Below are 18173 nucleotides of genomic sequence, written 5' to 3' on the forward strand. Positions count from 1 at the left end.
TACCATTCAAAAACGGAGACTGATCATGACTTACCAGGAAAGCATGAACCGGGATGCCAGCATCAAGGAAACGCACGACCTGATCGCCAGCGACAAGGTCGAAGGTACCCGCGTGTATGGCCAGGACGGAAAGCACATCGGCTCGATCGAGCGGGTCATCCTGGAAAAGCGCAGTGGCCGTGTCTCCTATGCCGTGCTCGGTTTCGGTGGCTTCCTCGGTATCGGTGAAGACCACTATCCGCTTCCGTGGCAGAAGCTTAGCTACGACGAGAGCCTTGGTGGCTATCGTACTGATATCACCCGCGAACAGGTGGAAAGTGCGCCGAAATATCACGGGAATGACGAGTACGACTGGAACAAGGAAAACGGCCGCCGCGTCTACGATTATTACGGCGTGCCGCCATATTGGATGTAATTCAGCCTGAACCGCCAGCGAAAAGCCTTGCTCACCCGAGCAGGGCTTTTTTGCATGAACGGCACGCCACTTATGACGACGTCAGCTTTATGAGCCGCGGAGCAGCGAAAAATGGCTGGCACAGCGGAACGTCTCCGGCAACGCTCCATCCGCCCGCCCGGTGATTTCGCCGATAACACTGGCCGCAAGACGATGCGCCAGTCCGAAGCTGATCTTGAAGCCGCCGGTCAGGGTATAAAGGCGGGAATGATCCGGATGGCGGCCGACCATCGGATCGCGGCCGATGGCCTTTGGCCGCAAGCCCGCCCAGCGCTCGACCACAGGCGCATCGGCAAGCGACGGAACAACCGCCCGAGCCCGGGAAAGGAGATCGTCCAGCAGATGGTCGTTTGACAACGGATCGGCAAATTTGTCTTCGCTGGTGCTGCCAATGGCAACAAGGCCGTTGTCATGCGGCACGATGTAGAGACCATCCATAAAAATGACAGGTAAGGCGGGATCGATATCGGCTTTCAACACCGCCGCCTGCCCCTTGACGGCCGCGCCGCTGGATGCCGCCATCGGGGTTTCTTCCAGGGCATCCAGCTGCCGGAAGGCGTCGACTCCGCTGGCAAGAATGCACGCACCGAAAGAAATGGAGTGTCCGTCCGAAAACGTCGCCTTGCCGACAGCCGGGTCAAGACCGGCAAGCGCCCGCCCCTCCTCAATCTGCACGTGGCGAGACTGCAGAAGCGCCGCGCTCAAAACCCTCAGAAGCAAGCGCGGATCGATACGTGCGGCCAGCGTATCGAACACGACACCGCTAGCCATGGCTTCGGTTTCTGGCCAGCCAGCCGCCGCCGGGTTGTCTCGAACATGCCAAAAGAACTGCCGGTCCTTCTGCTTCCAATTCACGAGCGCGTCTTGCTCATGGCGAAGAGCGATGGTGCGCAAATGTGGTTTTGGCAGCGGGATCAGCCGGCCCGAGCGGCGATAACCGGCCGATAGCCCAGTTTGCGCCTCAAGGTCGACAACTTCTTCTTCAAGCGAGAGCAGTGCATCAAACTGGAACTGCTTCTTGGCATTCCAGCGATCCGGCATATGCGGCATCAGCGCGCCGAGCACGCCGCCGCTGGCACCGGCGCCGATCCTGTCACGCTCGACGAGAACCGTTTTCAACCCAGCCTGATCGGCCATGACGGCAGCCCAGAGCCCCATGATGCCGCCGCCGACGATCAACAGATCCGTCATCGATTGACCTTCCTGCATGCGGAGATTATCGGTTCGGCATGTCCACCAAGAACCCTGAAATTGCAATCGTGCCAGAGGCCGATATTCCCGACCGGCAAACGCTTGAATGGCACGCGGGCGATATGCCCTATTCGCAGGAATTTGGCGATCACTTTTATTGCCGCGAAGACGGGCGGCTGGAATGCGGCCATGTCTTTCTTGCGGGCAACGGCCTGCCCGGACGCTGGCGCGGCCCCGGCACATTCCGGATCGGCGAACTCGGCTTCGGCACCGGGCTCAATTGTTGCGAGACATGGCGGCAGTGGAAAACGGCCGCTGCCGAAGGGACAAATCTGCATTTCGTCTCGTTCGAGCGGTTTCCGATGCAGGCGGGCGACATCGGCCGGGCGCTGTCACATTGGCCTGAGATCGATGCGGAGCGGCAAGCGCTCTGTGCCGCATGGCCGGACGCACCAAACGGCCGTATCGATCTCGATCTTGCCACCGATGTGCGGCTGACCGTCGTCTGCGGCCCGGCGTTCGACACGATCCCTGGGTTCCCTGCCCCATTCGACGCCTGGTATCTCGACGGTTTCGCGCCCCGGCGCAATCCGGATATGTGGTCGCAAGAGCTGATGCGCGTTGTCCAGGAAAAGACTGTCGAGGAAGGCACGTTCGCGACCTATGCCGCCGCCGGTTTTGTCCGCCGTAATCTGCAAGCGGCCGGTTTTATCGTCGAGCGCAGGCCGGGCTTTGGCAGCAAACGGGAAATGCTTTGCGGCGTGAAATCGACATCCGGCGTCGCGGAATAGCCAACCCTCCAAAACCGCCTACTCTTTCCAGGAAGTTTGCTGTCGCAAATGGTAGCGCCTTTCGAGCACCGGATATGCAACATGACGCTCGGTCCAATCCGATGGAAGAATCATGAGCGAGAACCTATTTCCGCAGACCACCCCGAGCGACCCAGAAGCTCCGGTGGAACGCCGGCGCCGAACCGGCGGCCGCGGCGCGGATCGCTCGCGCAGGGGCGGCGGCAGCTCGAAATATCTCAACCTCGTCAACACGATGGCAAAATCCGTCGTGCTGTCGGAAGACGCGCTTGAGGCCATTCACGACGCTTCGCTGACAATCCTTGAAGAAATCGGCATGGATGTGATCCTGCCGGAAGCCCGCGACCGGATGAAGGCGGCAGGTGCAGATGTCACACCCGGCACTGATCGAGTACGTTTCGATCGCGGCCTGATCATGGACATGATGGCGTCGGTACCATCAGGCTTCACCATGCACGCCCGGAACCCGGCGCGAAACGTCCAGATTGGCGGCAACAATCTTGTCTTTGCTCAGATCGCCTCGGCCCCCTTCGTCGCCGACCGCGAAGGCGGACGGCGCGCCGGCAACCAGGAAGACTTCCGCAAGCTCGTCAAGCTCGCTCAGTCCTACGATATTATCCACACAACCGGTGGCTATCCGGTCGAGCCGATCGATATCCACGCCTCTGTGCGCCATCTCGATTGCCTCTCCGACATGGTGAAGCTGACCGACAAGGTGTTTCACTGCTATTCGCTTGGCCAGCAGCGCAATATCGATGCGCTTGAGATAGCCCGGATCGGGCGTGGCATTTCCGCCGAGCAGATGGAAAGCGAACCATCGCTGTTCACCATCATCAACACCTCCTCGCCGCTGCGGCTCGACGGGCCGATGCTGCAAGGCATCATCGAAATGTCGTCTCGCAATCAGGTCGTCGTCGTCACACCGTTCACGCTCGCCGGTGCCATGGCGCCAGTGACGATCGCAGGCGCCATGGTCCAGCAAAATGCCGAGGCGCTGGCGGGTATCGCGTTTACCCAGATGGTCCGGCGCGGCGCTCCGGTGATGTATGGCGGCTTCACCTCGAATGTGGACATGAAAACCGGAGCACCCGCTTTTGGCACGCCGGAATACATGAAGGCCGTGATTGCCGGCGGACAGCTCGCCCGCCGCTACAAGGTGCCCTACCGCACCTCCAATACCAATGCCTCCAATACACTGGATGCGCAGGCCGCCTATGAATCGGTGCTGTCATTGTGGGCGCTGACGCAAGGCGGTGGCAATTTCATCATGCATTCGGCCGGCTGGAGCGAGGGCGGCCTGACCGCATCCTTCGAAAAATTCATTCTCGATGTCGACATGCTGCAGATGGTGGCAGAGTTTCTCACCCCCCTTGATGTCAGCGAGGATGCGCTCGGTCTCGATGCCGTGCGCGACGTCGGCCCCGGCGGTCACTATTTCGGCACCGCCCATACACTTGCCCGCTATGAGACGGCGTTCTATTCGCCGATCCTGTCGGACTGGCGCAATTTCGAGACCTGGACCGAGGCCGGACGGCCGACGACCTATGATCACGCCAACCGCGTCTTCAAGGAAAAACTCAACGAATACGAGAAGCCGCCACTCGATCCGGCCATCGAGGAAGAGCTTGACGCGTTTGTTGCCCGCCGCAAGGCAGAGGGCGGCGTTGCGACTGATTTCTAACGGAAATTTAATGAAAATCTAAGGCAACAAAGCCACATTCCGGCGCATTAATATCCTTGTTCGAGCAAGACATGACCGGTCGGCGGCCATCGCCCGGACATAGGGAACAAGACCATGCTTTCGTTGAGAACAGCAATTTCCACCGGTCTGATTGCCTTGACAATTGCGGGCGCCACAATTGCCACCGCCTCTGAGGCCACTGCGCATGATCGCTTCTGGCCGGGACTGGCCACCGGCATTGTCGGGGGTGCCATCATCGGCGGAGCGCTCAGCCAACCCCGCTATTATGCGCCTCCGGCCTATTATGCCCCTGCCTATCGCCCATATTATGTGTACGGCGGCTATTACCCTCGTTGCCACATTGTCTGGCATCAGGATCGTTGGGGTGATCAGTACAGAACCCGTGTGTGCTACTAAAAAGCCGAAGGGGCAGGCATCGCTGCCTGCCCTTGTCGTTGCGATCAGTTTGACATTGCAGCGCGCACCGACGAGATCAGCTTTTTCGTTGGTAGATTGCTGTAGTCCTTGCTGATCTCCGCCGTGGTCTTTGCCCGTGTCGCGGTGGAAAGCATGCCCCGCAGGTCCCCCAGCGTCTGTGGCGCTGCACAGACGACCAGACGATCGAATGCACCTTCCTGTTCGTAGCTGTCGATCCTGCTGGCAACGTCGGCGGTGAATTTCTGCTGTTCCTCGCGGACCGGATCGCTGGAGTACTCCATCGCCGAACGGCCATGTCCGACCGACGAATGACTACGTCCAGGCTTGTCCGCCATGATGTCCTGGACACGCTTGGTGTCCATCTGAAAAATCTCCTGCTCGGGGTTCTGGGGTTCGTCTTTGAGGAAATTCACGCCCTTCAAAAGACGGGCCTGATTTCCATCGGCAGCAAGAATCCAAGTGGTGGTCATTGTTCACTCCTCGAGCGTGGTATCCCGGCATTCACATGGCACAGCACCGGCGGCACCGCGACTGAAGACCGGCCGCGCCTCCCGGATGGCGAGGCGCGCAATGGAATCAACGCATTGGAAAAAAGGATAGTTCCGCAGAAAATCCGATGATCGATCCTACTGCCAAAAACCGTCCTACGCTCCCGGCAGAACAGCCATTATGGTTGATAGGAATCACAGGACGGACACGGCATGGCTGAACCACTGAAAAACCTTCTGCATCCGGCGCTCGTCGAAACGATGGCCACGCACATTGCCGCGAACGCCACTGGTTTCGACAGGGTACGCTTTGTCGATATCGCCTGCCGGAATATGGAGCAGCTGGAATTGATGCAGCGCGCCCTGCAGATACGTGACGCGCTTGAGGAAACCCTGCCCGATGATTTCGAAACAGCCGCTGCAATCCTGTCGGCGAGCCTGCCGCAATCGGGCCGCTCAGGTATCACAGGCTGGGCGCTGCTGCCCGTCAGCCAGTTCGTAGCGCAAAACGGCCTTGGCCATTTCGATCTGTCCCTGGCGTTGCTGAAACAGCTGACCCCGCATTTTACCGCCGAGTTCGGCATCCGGCCGTTTATTCTCGCGGAGCAGGAACGCGCCCTGGCAACAATCAGCACATGGACCACCGACAGCAACTATCATGTTCGGCGGCTGGCAAGCGAGGGTACCCGGCCCCGCCTGCCCTGGGCGATTCGTCTACCGGCGCTGATGCGTGATCCGCAACCGATCCTGCCAATCCTCTCCACGCTGCTGGATGATCCCGAGGATTACGTGCGCCGCTCCGTTGCCAACAGCCTGAACGACATCGCCAAGGATCATCCTGATTTGGTCGCATCCTTCGTCGGTGAGCATATCGAAACGGCCTCCCCCGAGCGGCGGCAGCTTTTGCGGCATGCCTCGCGCACGCTCTTGAAGAAGGGACATGCGGCCGCATTGTCGAATTTCGGCTTTGCGCCGCTTTCCGGCATCGGCGCGGCCATGGAGATAGAGACCCCGCAGGTGGTCTTCGGCAATGCCCTCGCCTTCAAGCTCGCCATCGCCAATGAGGGGCCGGCACCGCAACAGGTGATGATCGACTATGCCGTCCATCATCGCAAAGCCAATGGCAGCCTTGCCCCAAAAGTCTTCAAGTGGAAAAGCCTCGTGCTCGCTCCCGGCGAAACTGTCATCATGACACGCCAGCATGCGATTCGCGCCATCACCACGCGGCAATATTATCCCGGTAGCCACCGCGTGGAAATTCTCGTCAACGGCACGGTGCTCGCTGGCGGGGATTTCCAGCTGGCCATGCCGTGATCCGCCGGTCTCTTCGCAGCTGCAAAAACTATCCCTTGACTTTTCGCGGCAAAACAACGACATGAGGCCCAGCGTCACCTTCCGGCCGCCGCGTGAGCGAGCCCTGCGGGATCTCAACGATCCGTAACGAAGGATAAGCGCAACACAGAATGTCCTGCCAAACGCGGCAGTATGCAGCGCAGACAGCAGAATCAACCCACAAGTTCCCAAATCACGCGGGGTTCTTGACGCGAAGCGAAACCGGAACCGCATGGTGCAGTTCCGGCAAATCTCGTTTTGCGCCCCGAAAAGGTACTACATTGACCACTTTCAAAGACCTTGGCCTCTCCGAGCACGTGCTTTCGACCCTCGCCTCCCTCGGGTTCGAAACGCCGACACCGATTCAGGCCGAATCCATTCCGCTTGTCATGGAAGGCCATGACCTGATCGGTCTTGCCCAGACCGGCACCGGCAAGACGGCCGCATTCGGCCTGCCGATGATCGAAAAGATGATGGCCGACGGCAAGCGTCCCGATCCGCGCAACATCCGCGCGCTCGTGCTCGCCCCGACCCGCGAACTGGTGAACCAGATCGCCGCCAACCTGAAGGACTTCGTCAAGAAGACCCCGATCAAGATCGGTCTGGTCGTTGGCGGCGCCTCGATCAACAAGCAGTCCGAACAGCTCGCCCGCGGCGTCGACATCCTTGTCGCGACCCCTGGCCGCCTTCTCGATCTGGTTGCCCGCAAGGCCGTGACGCTGACACAGGCACGCTACCTCGTGCTTGACGAAGCCGACCAGATGCTCGACCTCGGCTTCATCCACGACCTGCGCAAGATTTCCAAGCTGGTGCCGAAGAACCGCCAGACGCTCTTGTTTTCGGCCACCATGCCGAAGGCCATTGCCGATCTCGCGGCCGAATATCTGAGCACGCCGAAGCGCGTCGAAGTTTCGCCTCCGGGCAAGGCTGCCGACAAGGTCGAGCAGTATGTGCACTTCGTTCAGGGCGCCAGCCAGAAGACCGAAATCCTCAAGAAGACCCTGACCGAAAATCCCGATGGCCGCGCCATGGTCTTTTCGCGCACCAAACATGGCGCCGAAAAGCTGATGAAGCATCTGGAACATGTCGGCTTCTCCGTTGCCTCCATTCACGGCAACAAGAGCCAGGGCCAGCGCGAGCGCGCCTTGAAGGCCTTCCGTGATGGCGACACCCGCGTTCTCGTTGCAACCGACGTTGCGGCCCGCGGCATCGACATTCCGGGCGTCACCCACGTCTACAACTATGACCTGCCGGAAGTGCCGGATGCCTACGTTCACCGGATCGGCCGTACGGCCCGCGCCGGCCGCGACGGTATCGCCATCGCCTTCTGCTCGCCGGATGAAATCCGCCTGCTGCGCGATATCGAACGCCTGATGAAGATCGATATTGCTGTCGCCAGCGGTGAAGTTCCGGCCGACCGCGCCCGCCCGAAGGGTGCCCGCGGTGGCAACGGTGCCCGCAACGCCGCACGTCCGGCCGGCAACGGCCACAACGAACGCCGTCCGCGCCCGCAGGGTGGCAGCGACAACGTTCATCGCGCTGAGCGCACGGCTCCAAGCCCGTTTGCCGGTGACGATCTCTTGGCTGGCGACAACGCCTCGCCGAAAAAGCCGCACCGCAAGGGCCAGGGTCCGGCCGCACAGGCAGCCCATGAAAATGCTCTTGCCAAGCGTCCGGGCGGCAACCGCAATGGACGCCCCGGCCACAAGCAGGGCGAATGGCGCAACCGCAACCATGGCGGCGGCAATGCCGCCGGTGGCCAGAGCCGCGAAGGCGGCGCCGGCTCCCAGGGACAGCGCAAGCGTACCAACGCTGCCCCGCGCCGCGACGAGGCATAAGCTTTTCGCGATAGTGAATTGAAATGAAGAACGGCGGGCTGGACCCGCCGTTTTTTTTATGCCGGAACCGCTGCCGGCTTGCGGTTGGTGAGATAAACACCGGCCACCGCAATGACCGTCCCGATGATCATCGGCAATGTCAGCGCTTCATCAAACAGCAACCAGGCTTGTAACGCTGCGAGCGGTGGGACCAGATAGATCAGCGAAGCGGCTTTCGAGACCTGACCACGCCGGATAAGATAGAGCAGCAAGGCGATTGCCCCCATCGACAGGCCAAGCACCGCCCAGGCAAGAGCGGCAAACAGCTGCACGCTCCAGATGACCCGCATGTCCTCCAACAGAAACGCGGCAGGCACCGTGACGATCAGCGCCCCGACATATTGCAGCGCCGCGGTCGAGCGGATGTCTCCCGACTGAAGATGGCGTTTCTGGTAGATCGTGCCGTAGGTCACAGCCGCCATGCCGATGACATTGACGATGACAGGGAACAGATGGATCGGTGTCATGCCGGTATCGATCGCCAGAACCTTGGGAATGACGGCCAGCGCAATCCCGAGGAAGCCGAGTGTCAAACCGAGCCTCTGCTGACCAGACAGATTTTCGCCAATCAGGACCGGCGCCACCGCCGCCGTCATCAACGGCTGCAGGCCGGCAATGATGCCGGAAATCGCGGCCGGCACGCCCTGCCCGATCGCCCACCAGACAGCCCCCAGGTAAAGCCCGTGCAGGAAGATGCCGGAGACGACTGCGTGTCCGGCTGCCGCCCATGTCTTCGGCCACTTGGCTCCGGTGACTAGACAGAAGCCGACGAACAGCAGCGTGGCGAGGATGTAACGCATCACCAAGAATGTCAGCGGATCGGCATAGATGTCGGCATATTTCGCCATCACCCATCCCGTCGACCAGAGCAGTACGAATATGGCGGGTGCCAAGCGGTCGAGGGTCATGCGAACTCCAGAGGCAATCTTTGCGTCGCCGACTGCGATAGGGCCGCTTCCTGTGATGGTCAAAGCAATATTCCTGATGTTTATCTTCAGCAGCGGCAGGATCGCGATCTTTTGGCCGCACAAAAATCAGGCACTCGACAAGCATCCGGCTTCCATCTCGAGACCAGAATGGAATGGCTTGGCAACGTTTATGCAAAAACATGATGAAACTGGTGGCAGGCCGATGCAGGCGCCCCGTCATTAGCCTAAAAAAGCAGCGATCCCCCGCCTGAATTTCTTTTGAGCATGCTTCTTGCATTGCCCCTGTTGTTGGTCTCAAATGACAAAAAAGGGGACACACCGTTGGCATTTGACGAAATGATGAATGCGGACAACAGCCCGCGCCAGCCTTACTCGACTTACAATGATTGGTACGCCGCCCAGGACAAGGCCCGCCTGATCGCCAAATCGCGGGAGGCGGAAAACATATTCCGCAAGACGGGCATCACCTTCGCGGTCTACGGGCACGCAGACAGTTCCGAAAAGCTCATCCCCTTCGATCTGATCCCGCGTATCATTTCCGGCCGTGAATGGCGAAAGCTCGCTCAGGGCATCGAGCAGCGGGTCATCGCCCTCAACGCCTTTCTCGATGACATCTACCACAAGCAGGAAATCATCAAGGCGGGCCGCGTACCGCGCGAACTGATCGAGCGCAACGTCGCCTTCCTGCCGCAGATGATCGGCTTCCGCCCGCCGGGCGGCGTTTATACCCATATCGTCGGCACGGATATCGTTCGCACCGGCGAAGACCAGTTCTATGTGCTGGAAGACAATGCCCGCACCCCCTCCGGTGTCAGCTACATGCTGGAAAACCGCGAGACGATGATGCAGATGTTCCCGGAACTCTTCCATCAGAACCGCGTCCGCCCCGTCGAGAACTATCCTTATCTGCTGCGCCACTCGCTGGCGTCGCTTGCCCCTCCCGGCTGCGAGGGCAAGCCGCGTGTCGCCGTCCTCACCCCCGGCATCTACAACTCGGCCTATTATGAACATGCCTTCCTTGCCGACATGATGGGTGTCGAACTGGTCGAGGGCTCGGACCTGCGTGTCATCGACGGCAAGGTGAAGATGCGCACCACACGCGGCTACGAGGCGATCGACGTGCTCTACCGCCGCGTCGACGACGACTATCTCGATCCGCTAACCTTCAAGCCAGAATCGGCGCTCGGCATCCCCGGCATCATGGATGTCTACCGCGCCGGCAATATCACCATCGCCAATGCGCCGGGCACCGGCATCTGCGACGACAAGGCGATCTATTCCTACATGCCCGAGATCGTCGAGTTCTATACCGGCCGCAAGGCGCTGCTCGAGAACGTTCCGACCTGGCGCTGCTCGGAGGCCGACAGCCTGAAATACGTGCTGGAAAACCTCGCCGATCTTGTCGTCAAGGAGGTCCACGGCTCCGGCGGTTATGGGATGCTGGTCGGGCCAACCGCATCGAAGAAGGAGCGCACGCTGTTTGCCGAAAAGCTCAAGGCGCGGCCAGCCAACTACATCGCCCAGCCGACACTTTCACTTTCGACAGTGCCGATCCTCGTCAATAAGGGCATCGCTCCACGCCATGTGGATCTCCGCCCTTACGTCCTCGTTTCCGACAAGGTGCAGATCATTCCGGGCGGGCTCACCCGCGTGGCTTTGAAGGCCGGATCGCTGGTGGTGAATTCCAGCCAGGGCGGCGGCACCAAGGATACCTGGGTTCTGGAGGACTGACACCACATGCTTGGAAGAACCGCAAACGGCCTCTACTGGATGTTCCGCTATATCGAACGGGCCGAAAACAGCGCCCGGCTGATCGACGCCGGCCTGCGCATGTCGCTGACCCGCTCGGAGGCGACCGAAGACGATTGGGACGGCGTGCTGCAAAGCTCCGGTGTCCGCGACATCTACGACGAACTCTATCCAAACCTGACCAGCGCCGACGCCATCGATTTCCTGCTGCGCGACAAGGCCAATCCGTCGAGCGTCATGTCTTGTATCGACACCGGCCGCAACAATGCCCGTATGGTGCGCACCGCGCTGACGCGGGAGACCTGGGAAGCCACCAACGAATGCTGGCTCAACCTCAAATCCACCCTCGCCCGGCGTATCAAGCCGGCCGACCTTCCCGAAGTCATCGACGGCATCAAGCGCATGACCGGCCTCATTCGCGGCGCGTTCCACGGAACGATGCTGCGCAACGAGATTTTCAACTTCTCCCGCATCGGTACCTTCATCGAACGGGCCGACAACACAGCCCGCATTCTCGATGTGAAATACTACGTCCTGCTTCCGGCGGTGTCGCAGGTCGGCTCGTCGATCGATAACGTGCAATGGGAATCGATCCTGCGCTCGGTTTCGGCGCACCGCTCCTATGGCTGGGTCTATGAGGCGGAATACAAGCCATCCAACATCGCCGACTTCCTCATCCTCAATGGCCGCATGCCCCGTTCGCTTGCCTATTGTTATGACAAGATCGTCAGCAATCTCGGCTATCTGGCACGTGAATATGGGGAAGCCCACGCGGCCCATGCGACAGCGGAGGAAACGCTGTCGTCGCTGCGCAACCATTCGATCAAGGACGTGATGGATCAAGGCCTGCACGAGTATATCGAGAATTTCATCAGCCATAACAACCGCCTCGGAGAGGAAATCTCCAACGGCTACCGGTTCAACTGAGATTCGGATGGGGAGCAATCAATGCGTCTGAAAATCAGTCACACCACCGAATATACCTATGCCGAGCCCGTACAGTATTCCCTGCAACGCTTGCGCCTGACACCGTTGTCGCAGCCCGGCCAGAGCGTGATCAGCTGGGAAACATCCGTCGAGGGCGCCAAGATGGAGGTCGGCTATGACGACCATTTCGGCAACCGCGTCAATCTCGTCAGTGTCAACGGCGACCAGACCTTCATCCGCGTTGTCGCTTCCGGCGAAGTGGAGACCGAGGACAAGGCCGGCGTCTACGGCGCGCATCAGGCCTATGCCCCACTCTGGCTCTATCTGCGCGAAACGCCATTGACGAAGATGGCAAAACCGATCCGCAACCTTGCCAAGGCCATGGATGGCGATACCGATCTTGCCAGAATGCACGCCCTGATGGGAAAGATCCACGAGCTTGTCGAATACCGGCAGGGCGAAACCGGAACGGAGACCACAGCGGAACAGGCTCTGTTGCAAAAGAGCGGCGTCTGTCAGGATCACGCCCATATTATGATCGCCGCTGCCCGCACGCTGGGTCTGCCGGCCCGCTATGTGTCGGGGTATCTGATGATGCAAGACCAGCCTGAACAGACGGCAAGCCATGCCTGGGCCGAAGTGCACCTCAACGGCCTCGGCTGGGTCGGCTTCGACGCCGCCAACAAGATGTGCCCCGACGACCGCTACGTTCGCATCGCTTGCGGCCTGGATTATCGCGACGCAGCACCGATTTCCGGCCTGGTGCATGGTTCGTCGAGCGAAGCGTTGAAGGTTTCCGTGACGGTGGAGCAGCAGGGCCAGAGCCAGACGCAAAGCCAGTAAAGGGTGATATCGATCGCCGCGGAAAATCCCGCCATTCCAGCTGGCGGGATTTTGCTTTTTGCTATTGTCAGCGCGAAGCGCTTGCCTGCAGCAGTCGGCAGAGACTGACTAGACTGGCATCATAATCTGACGAGCCGGCAATATCCCGGCAGCGGCGGATGAGACGATGCTGTTCGCCTGCCGGCAAACTGTTGAACGCCGTCATAGGTGGCGTTGCAGGCTTAACGTCCGGATTGCTGCTGCCATCGCCACCACCGGGATTGGGCTTCACCGGCGTCTTGCCACCGCCATCGCCGCCGTTGTTGCCAACACCAATACCGACATCGATACCCCGCCCGCCGCCTATTCCTACATCGACATCTGCATTGAGGCCGCGCGATCCGCCAAGCCCGACGCCAGCATTGGCATTGACACCCTTGCTTCCGCCTGCGCTTGCACTGATATCCGCTGTCAGACCTCGGCTGCCACCGACGCTGGCATCGACGTCGGCGTTGATCCCTGACCGTCCTCCGACAGAGGCATTGGCATCGGCGTTCACACCCTTGGCACCTCCCACTGAAGCATTGACGTCGGCATTGACGCCATTACGCCCGCCCAGTGATGCTCCAACGTCAGCGTTGATGCCATTTTCACCGCCGATCGATACACTCACACCGAGACCGCGACCGTTGCCGTGACTGTCCTCAGCCTCAACAGGCGGCACAAATACAACCGTTGCAGCGAGAAAGCCGAGAGACAGGCTTATGATAGCAATTTTCATAACGTTCTCCTTCCCGAATACCGGATCAGCCCGGCGATGGAGAAGCAACCAGCTCAGGCACGCCTTCGTTCCGACCGCATTCCGGCTTCTGAAAAGCCGCGTGAATGGAAAGTAATCACAGGCGATAATACCTTAGAGAAGTGCATTGAAATGATGCATTTGCAGCCGGACGGGAAATTTTACTGGCAAGAGACCACGATTTATCTGGGGATTTATACGGCTCTGTGGCATGCCCCGCAAACATTCATAGCCAGGCAACATTCATGTATGTCTCCGAAATCCTCGCACTCGCCGCAGCAACCTGCATTGCCATGAGCGGCATGCTCATTGGTGAGCTGAAAGGGCGCGTAAATGTCTTCCGGCTGGCCCGGTGGCAGATGGTTGCGTCATTCCTGATGACAGGTACGGCGTCGCTTGCCGTTGGCGGCTGGCACTCGCTGGAGCCATGGCAGATCGGATACCTCGCACTATCCAGCGGCTTTGGCATTGTCATTGCGACCACGACCTATTTCGCAGCGATCTACATTGCCGGCGCGCGAACAACCGCCCTGTTGTTTTCGCTTGCGTCTCCTTTCGCACTTCTGCTCGGCTATGCCGTGCTTGGCGAAACGGTCAGCCTGCAGCAGAGCGCCGGCGTTCTTCTCGTGCTTTTGGGCATCACACTGGCGATCGGCCTACCGTTAGGATCGAAGGCGGCATTATCGGCTGGAACGCCATGGCTAGGCATCGGCCTCGGGGTCATTACGGCGATAGGTCAGGCTCTCGGAAGCCTATGCGCCCGTCCTGCGATGGCAGCAGGTGTCGAACCGTTTACCGCCATGATGGTCCGCGCCGGCTTTGCGGCACTGGTCTTTCTCCTCGCCAGCCTGCTGCCGATCGCACAGCTGAGAGACCGTTCGCCGATGACAGCCAAAACACAAGTCACGGCTCTTGGATCTGCCTTCTTCGGCACGGGTCTCGGCATGTCATTGCTGATGGCGGCGCTTGCAAATGGCAATGTCGGTATTGTCTCGACGCTGTCCTCGATGACACCCGTCGTGATCCTGCCTATGGTATGGGCCAGAACCGGGGTCGCACCACCGAAAGCTGCGTGGGTCGGCGCTGTCATCGCAGTATGCGGTACTGCTTTGATCAGCCTGTAATCTGGCGCGGGCAAACAAAAAAGGCGAGGTTTGCACCCCGCCTTTTTTATTGATTGCTGCCCAGCGGTTAGTGGCTGTCCTTGCCAACAGCACTACCACGACATCCCTTGAGGAAGTCGAGGTCGGCGCCGGTATCGGCCCCTTCGACATGCTGCTGATGCAGGAAAGCATAGCCCGATGTCGGTAGCTCGTGCTGCGGTTTCCATGCAGAAAGACGCTGGGCCAGTTCCGCATCGGAAATGTCGAGATGCAGGCGGCGGTTGGGAACGTCGAGCTCGATCATGTCGCCATTCTTGACCACGGCGAGCGGCCCGCCAACAGCGGCTTCCGGCGACGTGTGCAGCACGACCGTGCCATAGGCGGTGCCGGACATGCGGGCATCGGAGATGCGCACCATGTCGGTGATGCCCTTCTTCAGCACCTTTGGCGGAAGACCCATGTTGCCGACTTCGGCCATGCCGGGATAGCCCTTCGGTCCACAGTTCTTCATGACCATGATGCAGGTCTCGTCGATGTCGAGATTGTCATCGTTGATCTTGGCCTTGTAGTCGTCGATGTCCTCGAACACGACAGCGCGGCCACGGTGCGTCAACAGATGCGGCGAAGCGGCGGACGGCTTCAACACCGCGCCCTTTGGAGCGAGATTGCCACGCACCACGACGATACCGCCGGATTGCGTCAGCGCCTTCTCGGCCGGCAGGATGACGTCTTCGTTCCAGTTGACGACATCCTTGACTTCGTCCCACATGGTTTCGCCCGAAACGGTCAGCGCATCCTTGTGCAGCAGGCCCGCCTCACCGAGGCGCTTGATGACGACAGGCAGACCACCGGCATAGAAGAATTCTTCCATCAGGTATTTGCCCGATGGCATCAGGTTGACGATGGTCGGCACGTCGCGGCCGCAACGGTCCCAGTCGTCCAGCGTCAGGTCGATGCCGACGCGGCCAGCCATGGCAAGCAGATGAATGACGGCATTGGTCGAGCCGCCGATCGCCGCATTGGTGCGGATGGCGTTTTCAAAAGCCTGCTTGGTCATGATATCTGATGGTTTCAGGTCGTCCTTGACCATCTGCACGATGCGCCGGCCGGTGAGTTGCGCCATCACCTTGCGGCGGCTGTCGACGCCCGGGATCGCGGCGTTGCCGGACAGCGCCATGCCGAGTGCTTCGGCCATGGAGGCCATCGTGGACGCGGTGCCCATGGTGTTGCAGGTGCCTGACGAGCGGCTCATCGAGGCTTCCGCCTCAAGGAATTCGTCCTGCGTCATCTCGCCGGCCTTGACCATTTCGGAGAACTTCCACAGATGCGTGCCGGAACCGACACGCTCACCGCGGAAATAGCCGTTCAGCATCGGGCCGCCTGTGACGACGATCGAAGGCAAATCGACGGAGGCAGCTGCCATGATCAGCGACGGGGTGGTCTTGTCGCAACCGACCAGAAGCACGCAACCATCCATCGGTTGGCCGCGGATCGTCTCTTCGATCGCCAGAGCCGCAAGGTTCCGGTACATCATCGCGGTTGGTCGGAAGGTGTTTTCCGAAGCCGAGAATACCGGTACTTCCATCGGGAAGCCACCCGCCTCCCAGATACCGGCCTTCACCTTTTCGGCCAGCTCACGCAGATGGCCGTTGCACGGCGTCATGTCCGACCAGGTATTGAGGATGCCGATCACCGGGCGTCCGTCGAACAGGTCGTGCGGATATCCCTGGTTCTTCATCCAGCCGCGATGGTAGATGACGTCGCGGCTCGTGCCGCCATACCAATGCTGCGAACGCAGCTGCCGCGGCCATTGTGCTTTCTTGAACATTACCCTTGTCCTTTGACATGCCGGATCGACACAGCCGATCCGGCGAAAATGCGTTATGCCAGCGTGTAGGCCGTCTTCACCACAGTGAAGAACTCGGCTGCATACTTGCCCTGCTCGCGTGAGCCGAAGGAGGAGGCCTTGCGGCCGCCGAACGGCACGTGGAAATCGACACCGGCCGTCGGCAGGTTGACCATCACCATGCCGGCTTCCGAATTGCGCTTGAAATGGGTGGCATGCTTGAGGCTCGTCGTGGCGATACCCGCCGACAGGCCAAACGGCGTGTCGTTGGCGACCGACAAGGCTTCCTCGTAATCCTTGACACGGATGACCGAGGCGACAGGGCCGAAGATTTCCTCGCGGCTGATGCGCATCTGGTTGGTGGCTTCGGTAAACAGCGTCGGCTGCAGATAGAAGCCCGGATTTTCCCGTTCGATCGTCTCGCCGCCGAAGGCGAGCTTGGCGCCTTCCTTTTTGCCGATGGCGATATAGTCGGTATCAGATTCGCCCGCCTGAAGGGCAGCCGGTCTTTGAGATGNGGCTGCAGATAGAAGCCCGGATTTTCCCGTTCGATCGTCTCGCCGCCGAAGGCGAGCTTGGCGCCTTCCTTTTTGCCGATGGCGATATAGTCGGTATCGGTGGCAAGCTGGCGCTCATCGACCACCGGTCCGATATGGGTGCCAGCCTTCAGCGCATCATCGACCACCAGCGTCTTCAGCTTTTCGGTAAGCGCCGCAACGAACCTGTCATGAATGCCTTCAGTGACGATCAGGCGTGAGGAGGCGGTGCAACGCTGGCCGGTCGAGAAGAAGCCGGAATTGGCAGCAGCCTCGACGGCGACCGTCAGGTCGGCATCGTCAAGCACGACCATCGGGTTCTTGCCGCCCATTTCCAGCTGGAACTTGCGGTTATGCTCGATCGAGGCGGCAGCCACCCGCTTGCCGGTTCCGGTCGAACCGGTAAAGGTGATGCCGGCAAGATCCGGGCTGTCGAGCATCGCCTGACCAACGACAGAACCCTTGCCCATCACCAGGTTGAGCACGCCCTTCGGCAGACCGGCGCGATGAAGAATATCGACAATCGCCCAGGAGCAGCCCGGCACCAGTTCGGCCGGCTTGAAGACGATGNACCAGGTTGAGCACGCCCTTCGGCAGACCGGCGCGATGAAGAATATCGACAATCGCCCAGGAGCAGCCCGGCACCAGTTCGGCCGGCTTGAAGACGATGGTGTTGCCGTGGCAGAGCGCCGGGGCGATCTTCCAGGCCGGAATAGCGATCGGGAAATTCCACGGCGTGATGATGCCGATGACGCCGATCGGCTCGCGGGTGATCTCGACGCCGATGTTCGGACGAACCGATGGCAGAACCTCACCGGCCAGGCGCAGCGCCTCACCAGCAAAGAAATCGAAGATCTGTGCCGAACGGATGGTTTCGCCGATCGCTTCGGGAAGCGTCTTGCCCTCTTCGCGAGCGAGCAGGTTGCCAAGCTCTTCCTTGCGGGCGAGGATTTCGTCGGCCGTCTTCTTCAGGATCGCGTGACGTTCAAGGATGCCCGAGCGCGACCAGGCCGGAAATGCGGCCTTGGCAGCGGCGATCGCGGTCTTGGCATCGTCGGCGCTGGCGGTGGCATAGAGGCCGACAATCTCGTTGGTGTTCGACGGGTTGATGTTCTCGACGCCATTGCTGCCGACCCATTCGCCAGCGATCAGGTTGTGATGAAGTGTCATGGGCTCGAAGCCTCCTTTGGTT

At 60.2% G+C, this 18173-nt stretch carries 16 protein-coding genes and 2 pseudogenes; 10 read left to right on the forward strand and 8 right to left on the reverse strand.

Annotated elements, in window-relative coordinates; genetic code table 11:
• Positions 1-25 precede the first annotated feature (25 nt).
• Positions 26-415, forward strand: a complete 390-nt coding sequence (locus ASC96_RS25270; protein ID WP_060506066.1) for a PRC-barrel domain-containing protein — start codon at positions 26-28, stop codon at positions 413-415.
• Positions 416-502: 87 nt separating this feature from the next.
• On the opposite strand, the gene ASC96_RS25275 is transcribed toward ASC96_RS25270, so the two are convergent.
• Positions 503-1645, reverse strand: a complete 1143-nt coding sequence (locus ASC96_RS25275) for an FAD-dependent oxidoreductase (RefSeq protein WP_060505823.1) — start codon at positions 1643-1645, stop codon at positions 503-505.
• Between the two features lie 38 nt (positions 1646-1683).
• Between ASC96_RS25275 and mnmD the strand changes: the two genes are divergently transcribed.
• From mnmD to ASC96_RS25290, 3 genes are all read left to right on the forward strand, one after another.
• Complete coding sequence (gene mnmD, locus ASC96_RS25280) at positions 1684-2436, forward strand: tRNA (5-methylaminomethyl-2-thiouridine)(34)-methyltransferase MnmD (protein ID WP_060505824.1); 753 nt, start codon at positions 1684-1686, stop codon at positions 2434-2436.
• Between the two features lie 112 nt (positions 2437-2548).
• On the forward strand, positions 2549-4135 hold the full coding sequence (locus tag ASC96_RS25285) for a trimethylamine methyltransferase family protein (protein WP_060505825.1): 1587 nt from the start codon (positions 2549-2551) through the stop codon (positions 4133-4135).
• Between the two features lie 114 nt (positions 4136-4249).
• The gene (locus ASC96_RS25290) at positions 4250-4552 is read left to right on the forward strand and encodes a hypothetical protein (protein ID WP_060505826.1); all 303 of its coding nucleotides are present in this window, start codon (positions 4250-4252) and stop codon (positions 4550-4552) included.
• A gap of 44 nt (positions 4553-4596) precedes the next feature.
• On the opposite strand, the gene ASC96_RS25295 is transcribed toward ASC96_RS25290, so the two are convergent.
• Positions 4597-5043 (reverse strand): host attachment protein, encoded by a 447-nt coding sequence (locus ASC96_RS25295; protein WP_060505827.1) that lies wholly within the window; start codon positions 5041-5043, stop codon positions 4597-4599.
• Positions 5044-5274: 231 nt separating this feature from the next.
• Between ASC96_RS25295 and ASC96_RS25300 the strand changes: the two genes are divergently transcribed.
• Together ASC96_RS25300 and ASC96_RS25305 are read left to right on the forward strand one after the other, a co-directional pair.
• Complete coding sequence (locus ASC96_RS25300; RefSeq protein ID WP_060505828.1) at positions 5275-6375, forward strand: DNA alkylation repair protein; 1101 nt, start codon at positions 5275-5277, stop codon at positions 6373-6375.
• 299 nt (positions 6376-6674) lie between these two features.
• The gene (locus tag ASC96_RS25305) at positions 6675-8231 is read left to right on the forward strand and encodes a DEAD/DEAH box helicase (RefSeq protein ID WP_060505829.1); all 1557 of its coding nucleotides are present in this window, start codon (positions 6675-6677) and stop codon (positions 8229-8231) included.
• A 56-nt stretch (positions 8232-8287) separates the two neighbouring features.
• On the opposite strand, the gene ASC96_RS25310 is transcribed toward ASC96_RS25305, so the two are convergent.
• Entirely contained in the window at positions 8288-9178 is an 891-nt protein-coding gene (locus ASC96_RS25310; RefSeq protein WP_060506067.1) for a DMT family transporter, read from the reverse strand.
• Positions 9179-9535: 357 nt separating this feature from the next.
• Here ASC96_RS25310 and ASC96_RS25315 point away from each other — a divergent pair, with 357 nt between their 5' ends.
• Genes ASC96_RS25315 through ASC96_RS25325 form a run of 3 tightly spaced genes read left to right on the forward strand, consistent with a single transcriptional unit; the run spans position 9536 to position 12718 of the window.
• Entirely contained in the window at positions 9536-10930 is a 1395-nt protein-coding gene (locus tag ASC96_RS25315) for a circularly permuted type 2 ATP-grasp protein (protein ID WP_037099483.1), read from the forward strand.
• Positions 10931-10936: 6 nt separating this feature from the next.
• Positions 10937-11875, forward strand: a complete 939-nt coding sequence (locus tag ASC96_RS25320; RefSeq protein WP_060505830.1) for an alpha-E domain-containing protein — start codon at positions 10937-10939, stop codon at positions 11873-11875.
• A 21-nt stretch (positions 11876-11896) separates the two neighbouring features.
• Entirely contained in the window at positions 11897-12718 is an 822-nt protein-coding gene (locus ASC96_RS25325; protein WP_060505831.1) for a transglutaminase family protein, read from the forward strand.
• A gap of 67 nt (positions 12719-12785) precedes the next feature.
• Here ASC96_RS25325 and ASC96_RS25330 read toward each other — a convergent pair whose 3' ends face one another.
• A complete protein-coding gene (locus ASC96_RS25330) occupies positions 12786-13478 on the reverse strand; it encodes a hypothetical protein (RefSeq protein ID WP_060505832.1) in 693 nt (230 codons plus the stop codon).
• Between the two features lie 263 nt (positions 13479-13741).
• Here ASC96_RS25330 and ASC96_RS25335 point away from each other — a divergent pair, with 263 nt between their 5' ends.
• Entirely contained in the window at positions 13742-14620 is an 879-nt protein-coding gene (locus tag ASC96_RS25335; RefSeq protein ID WP_060505833.1) for a DMT family transporter, read from the forward strand.
• Positions 14621-14687: 67 nt separating this feature from the next.
• On the opposite strand, the gene araD is transcribed toward ASC96_RS25335, so the two are convergent.
• The 4 genes and pseudogenes from araD to ASC96_RS34135 form a co-directional block, all read right to left on the reverse strand.
• A complete protein-coding gene (araD, locus tag ASC96_RS25340; protein ID WP_060505834.1) occupies positions 14688-16427 on the reverse strand; it encodes an L-arabinonate dehydratase in 1740 nt (579 codons plus the stop codon).
• A 53-nt stretch (positions 16428-16480) separates the two neighbouring features.
• The coding region (locus tag ASC96_RS25345) for an aldehyde dehydrogenase family protein (protein WP_156397725.1) at positions 16481-16962 on the reverse strand (482 nt) is incomplete at its 5' end.
• A 1-nt stretch (position 16963) separates the two neighbouring features.
• Positions 16964-17551: pseudogene (locus tag ASC96_RS34130) on the reverse strand (aldehyde dehydrogenase family protein); the annotation flags it as partial.
• A gap of 1 nt (position 17552) precedes the next feature.
• A pseudogene (locus tag ASC96_RS34135) lies at positions 17553-18151 on the reverse strand (aldehyde dehydrogenase family protein); the annotation flags it as partial.
• Positions 18152-18173: the final 22 nt, after the last annotated feature.

Source organism: Rhizobium sp. Root1204 (assembly GCF_001424965.1).
Classification (GTDB): domain Bacteria; phylum Pseudomonadota; class Alphaproteobacteria; order Rhizobiales; family Rhizobiaceae; genus Pararhizobium.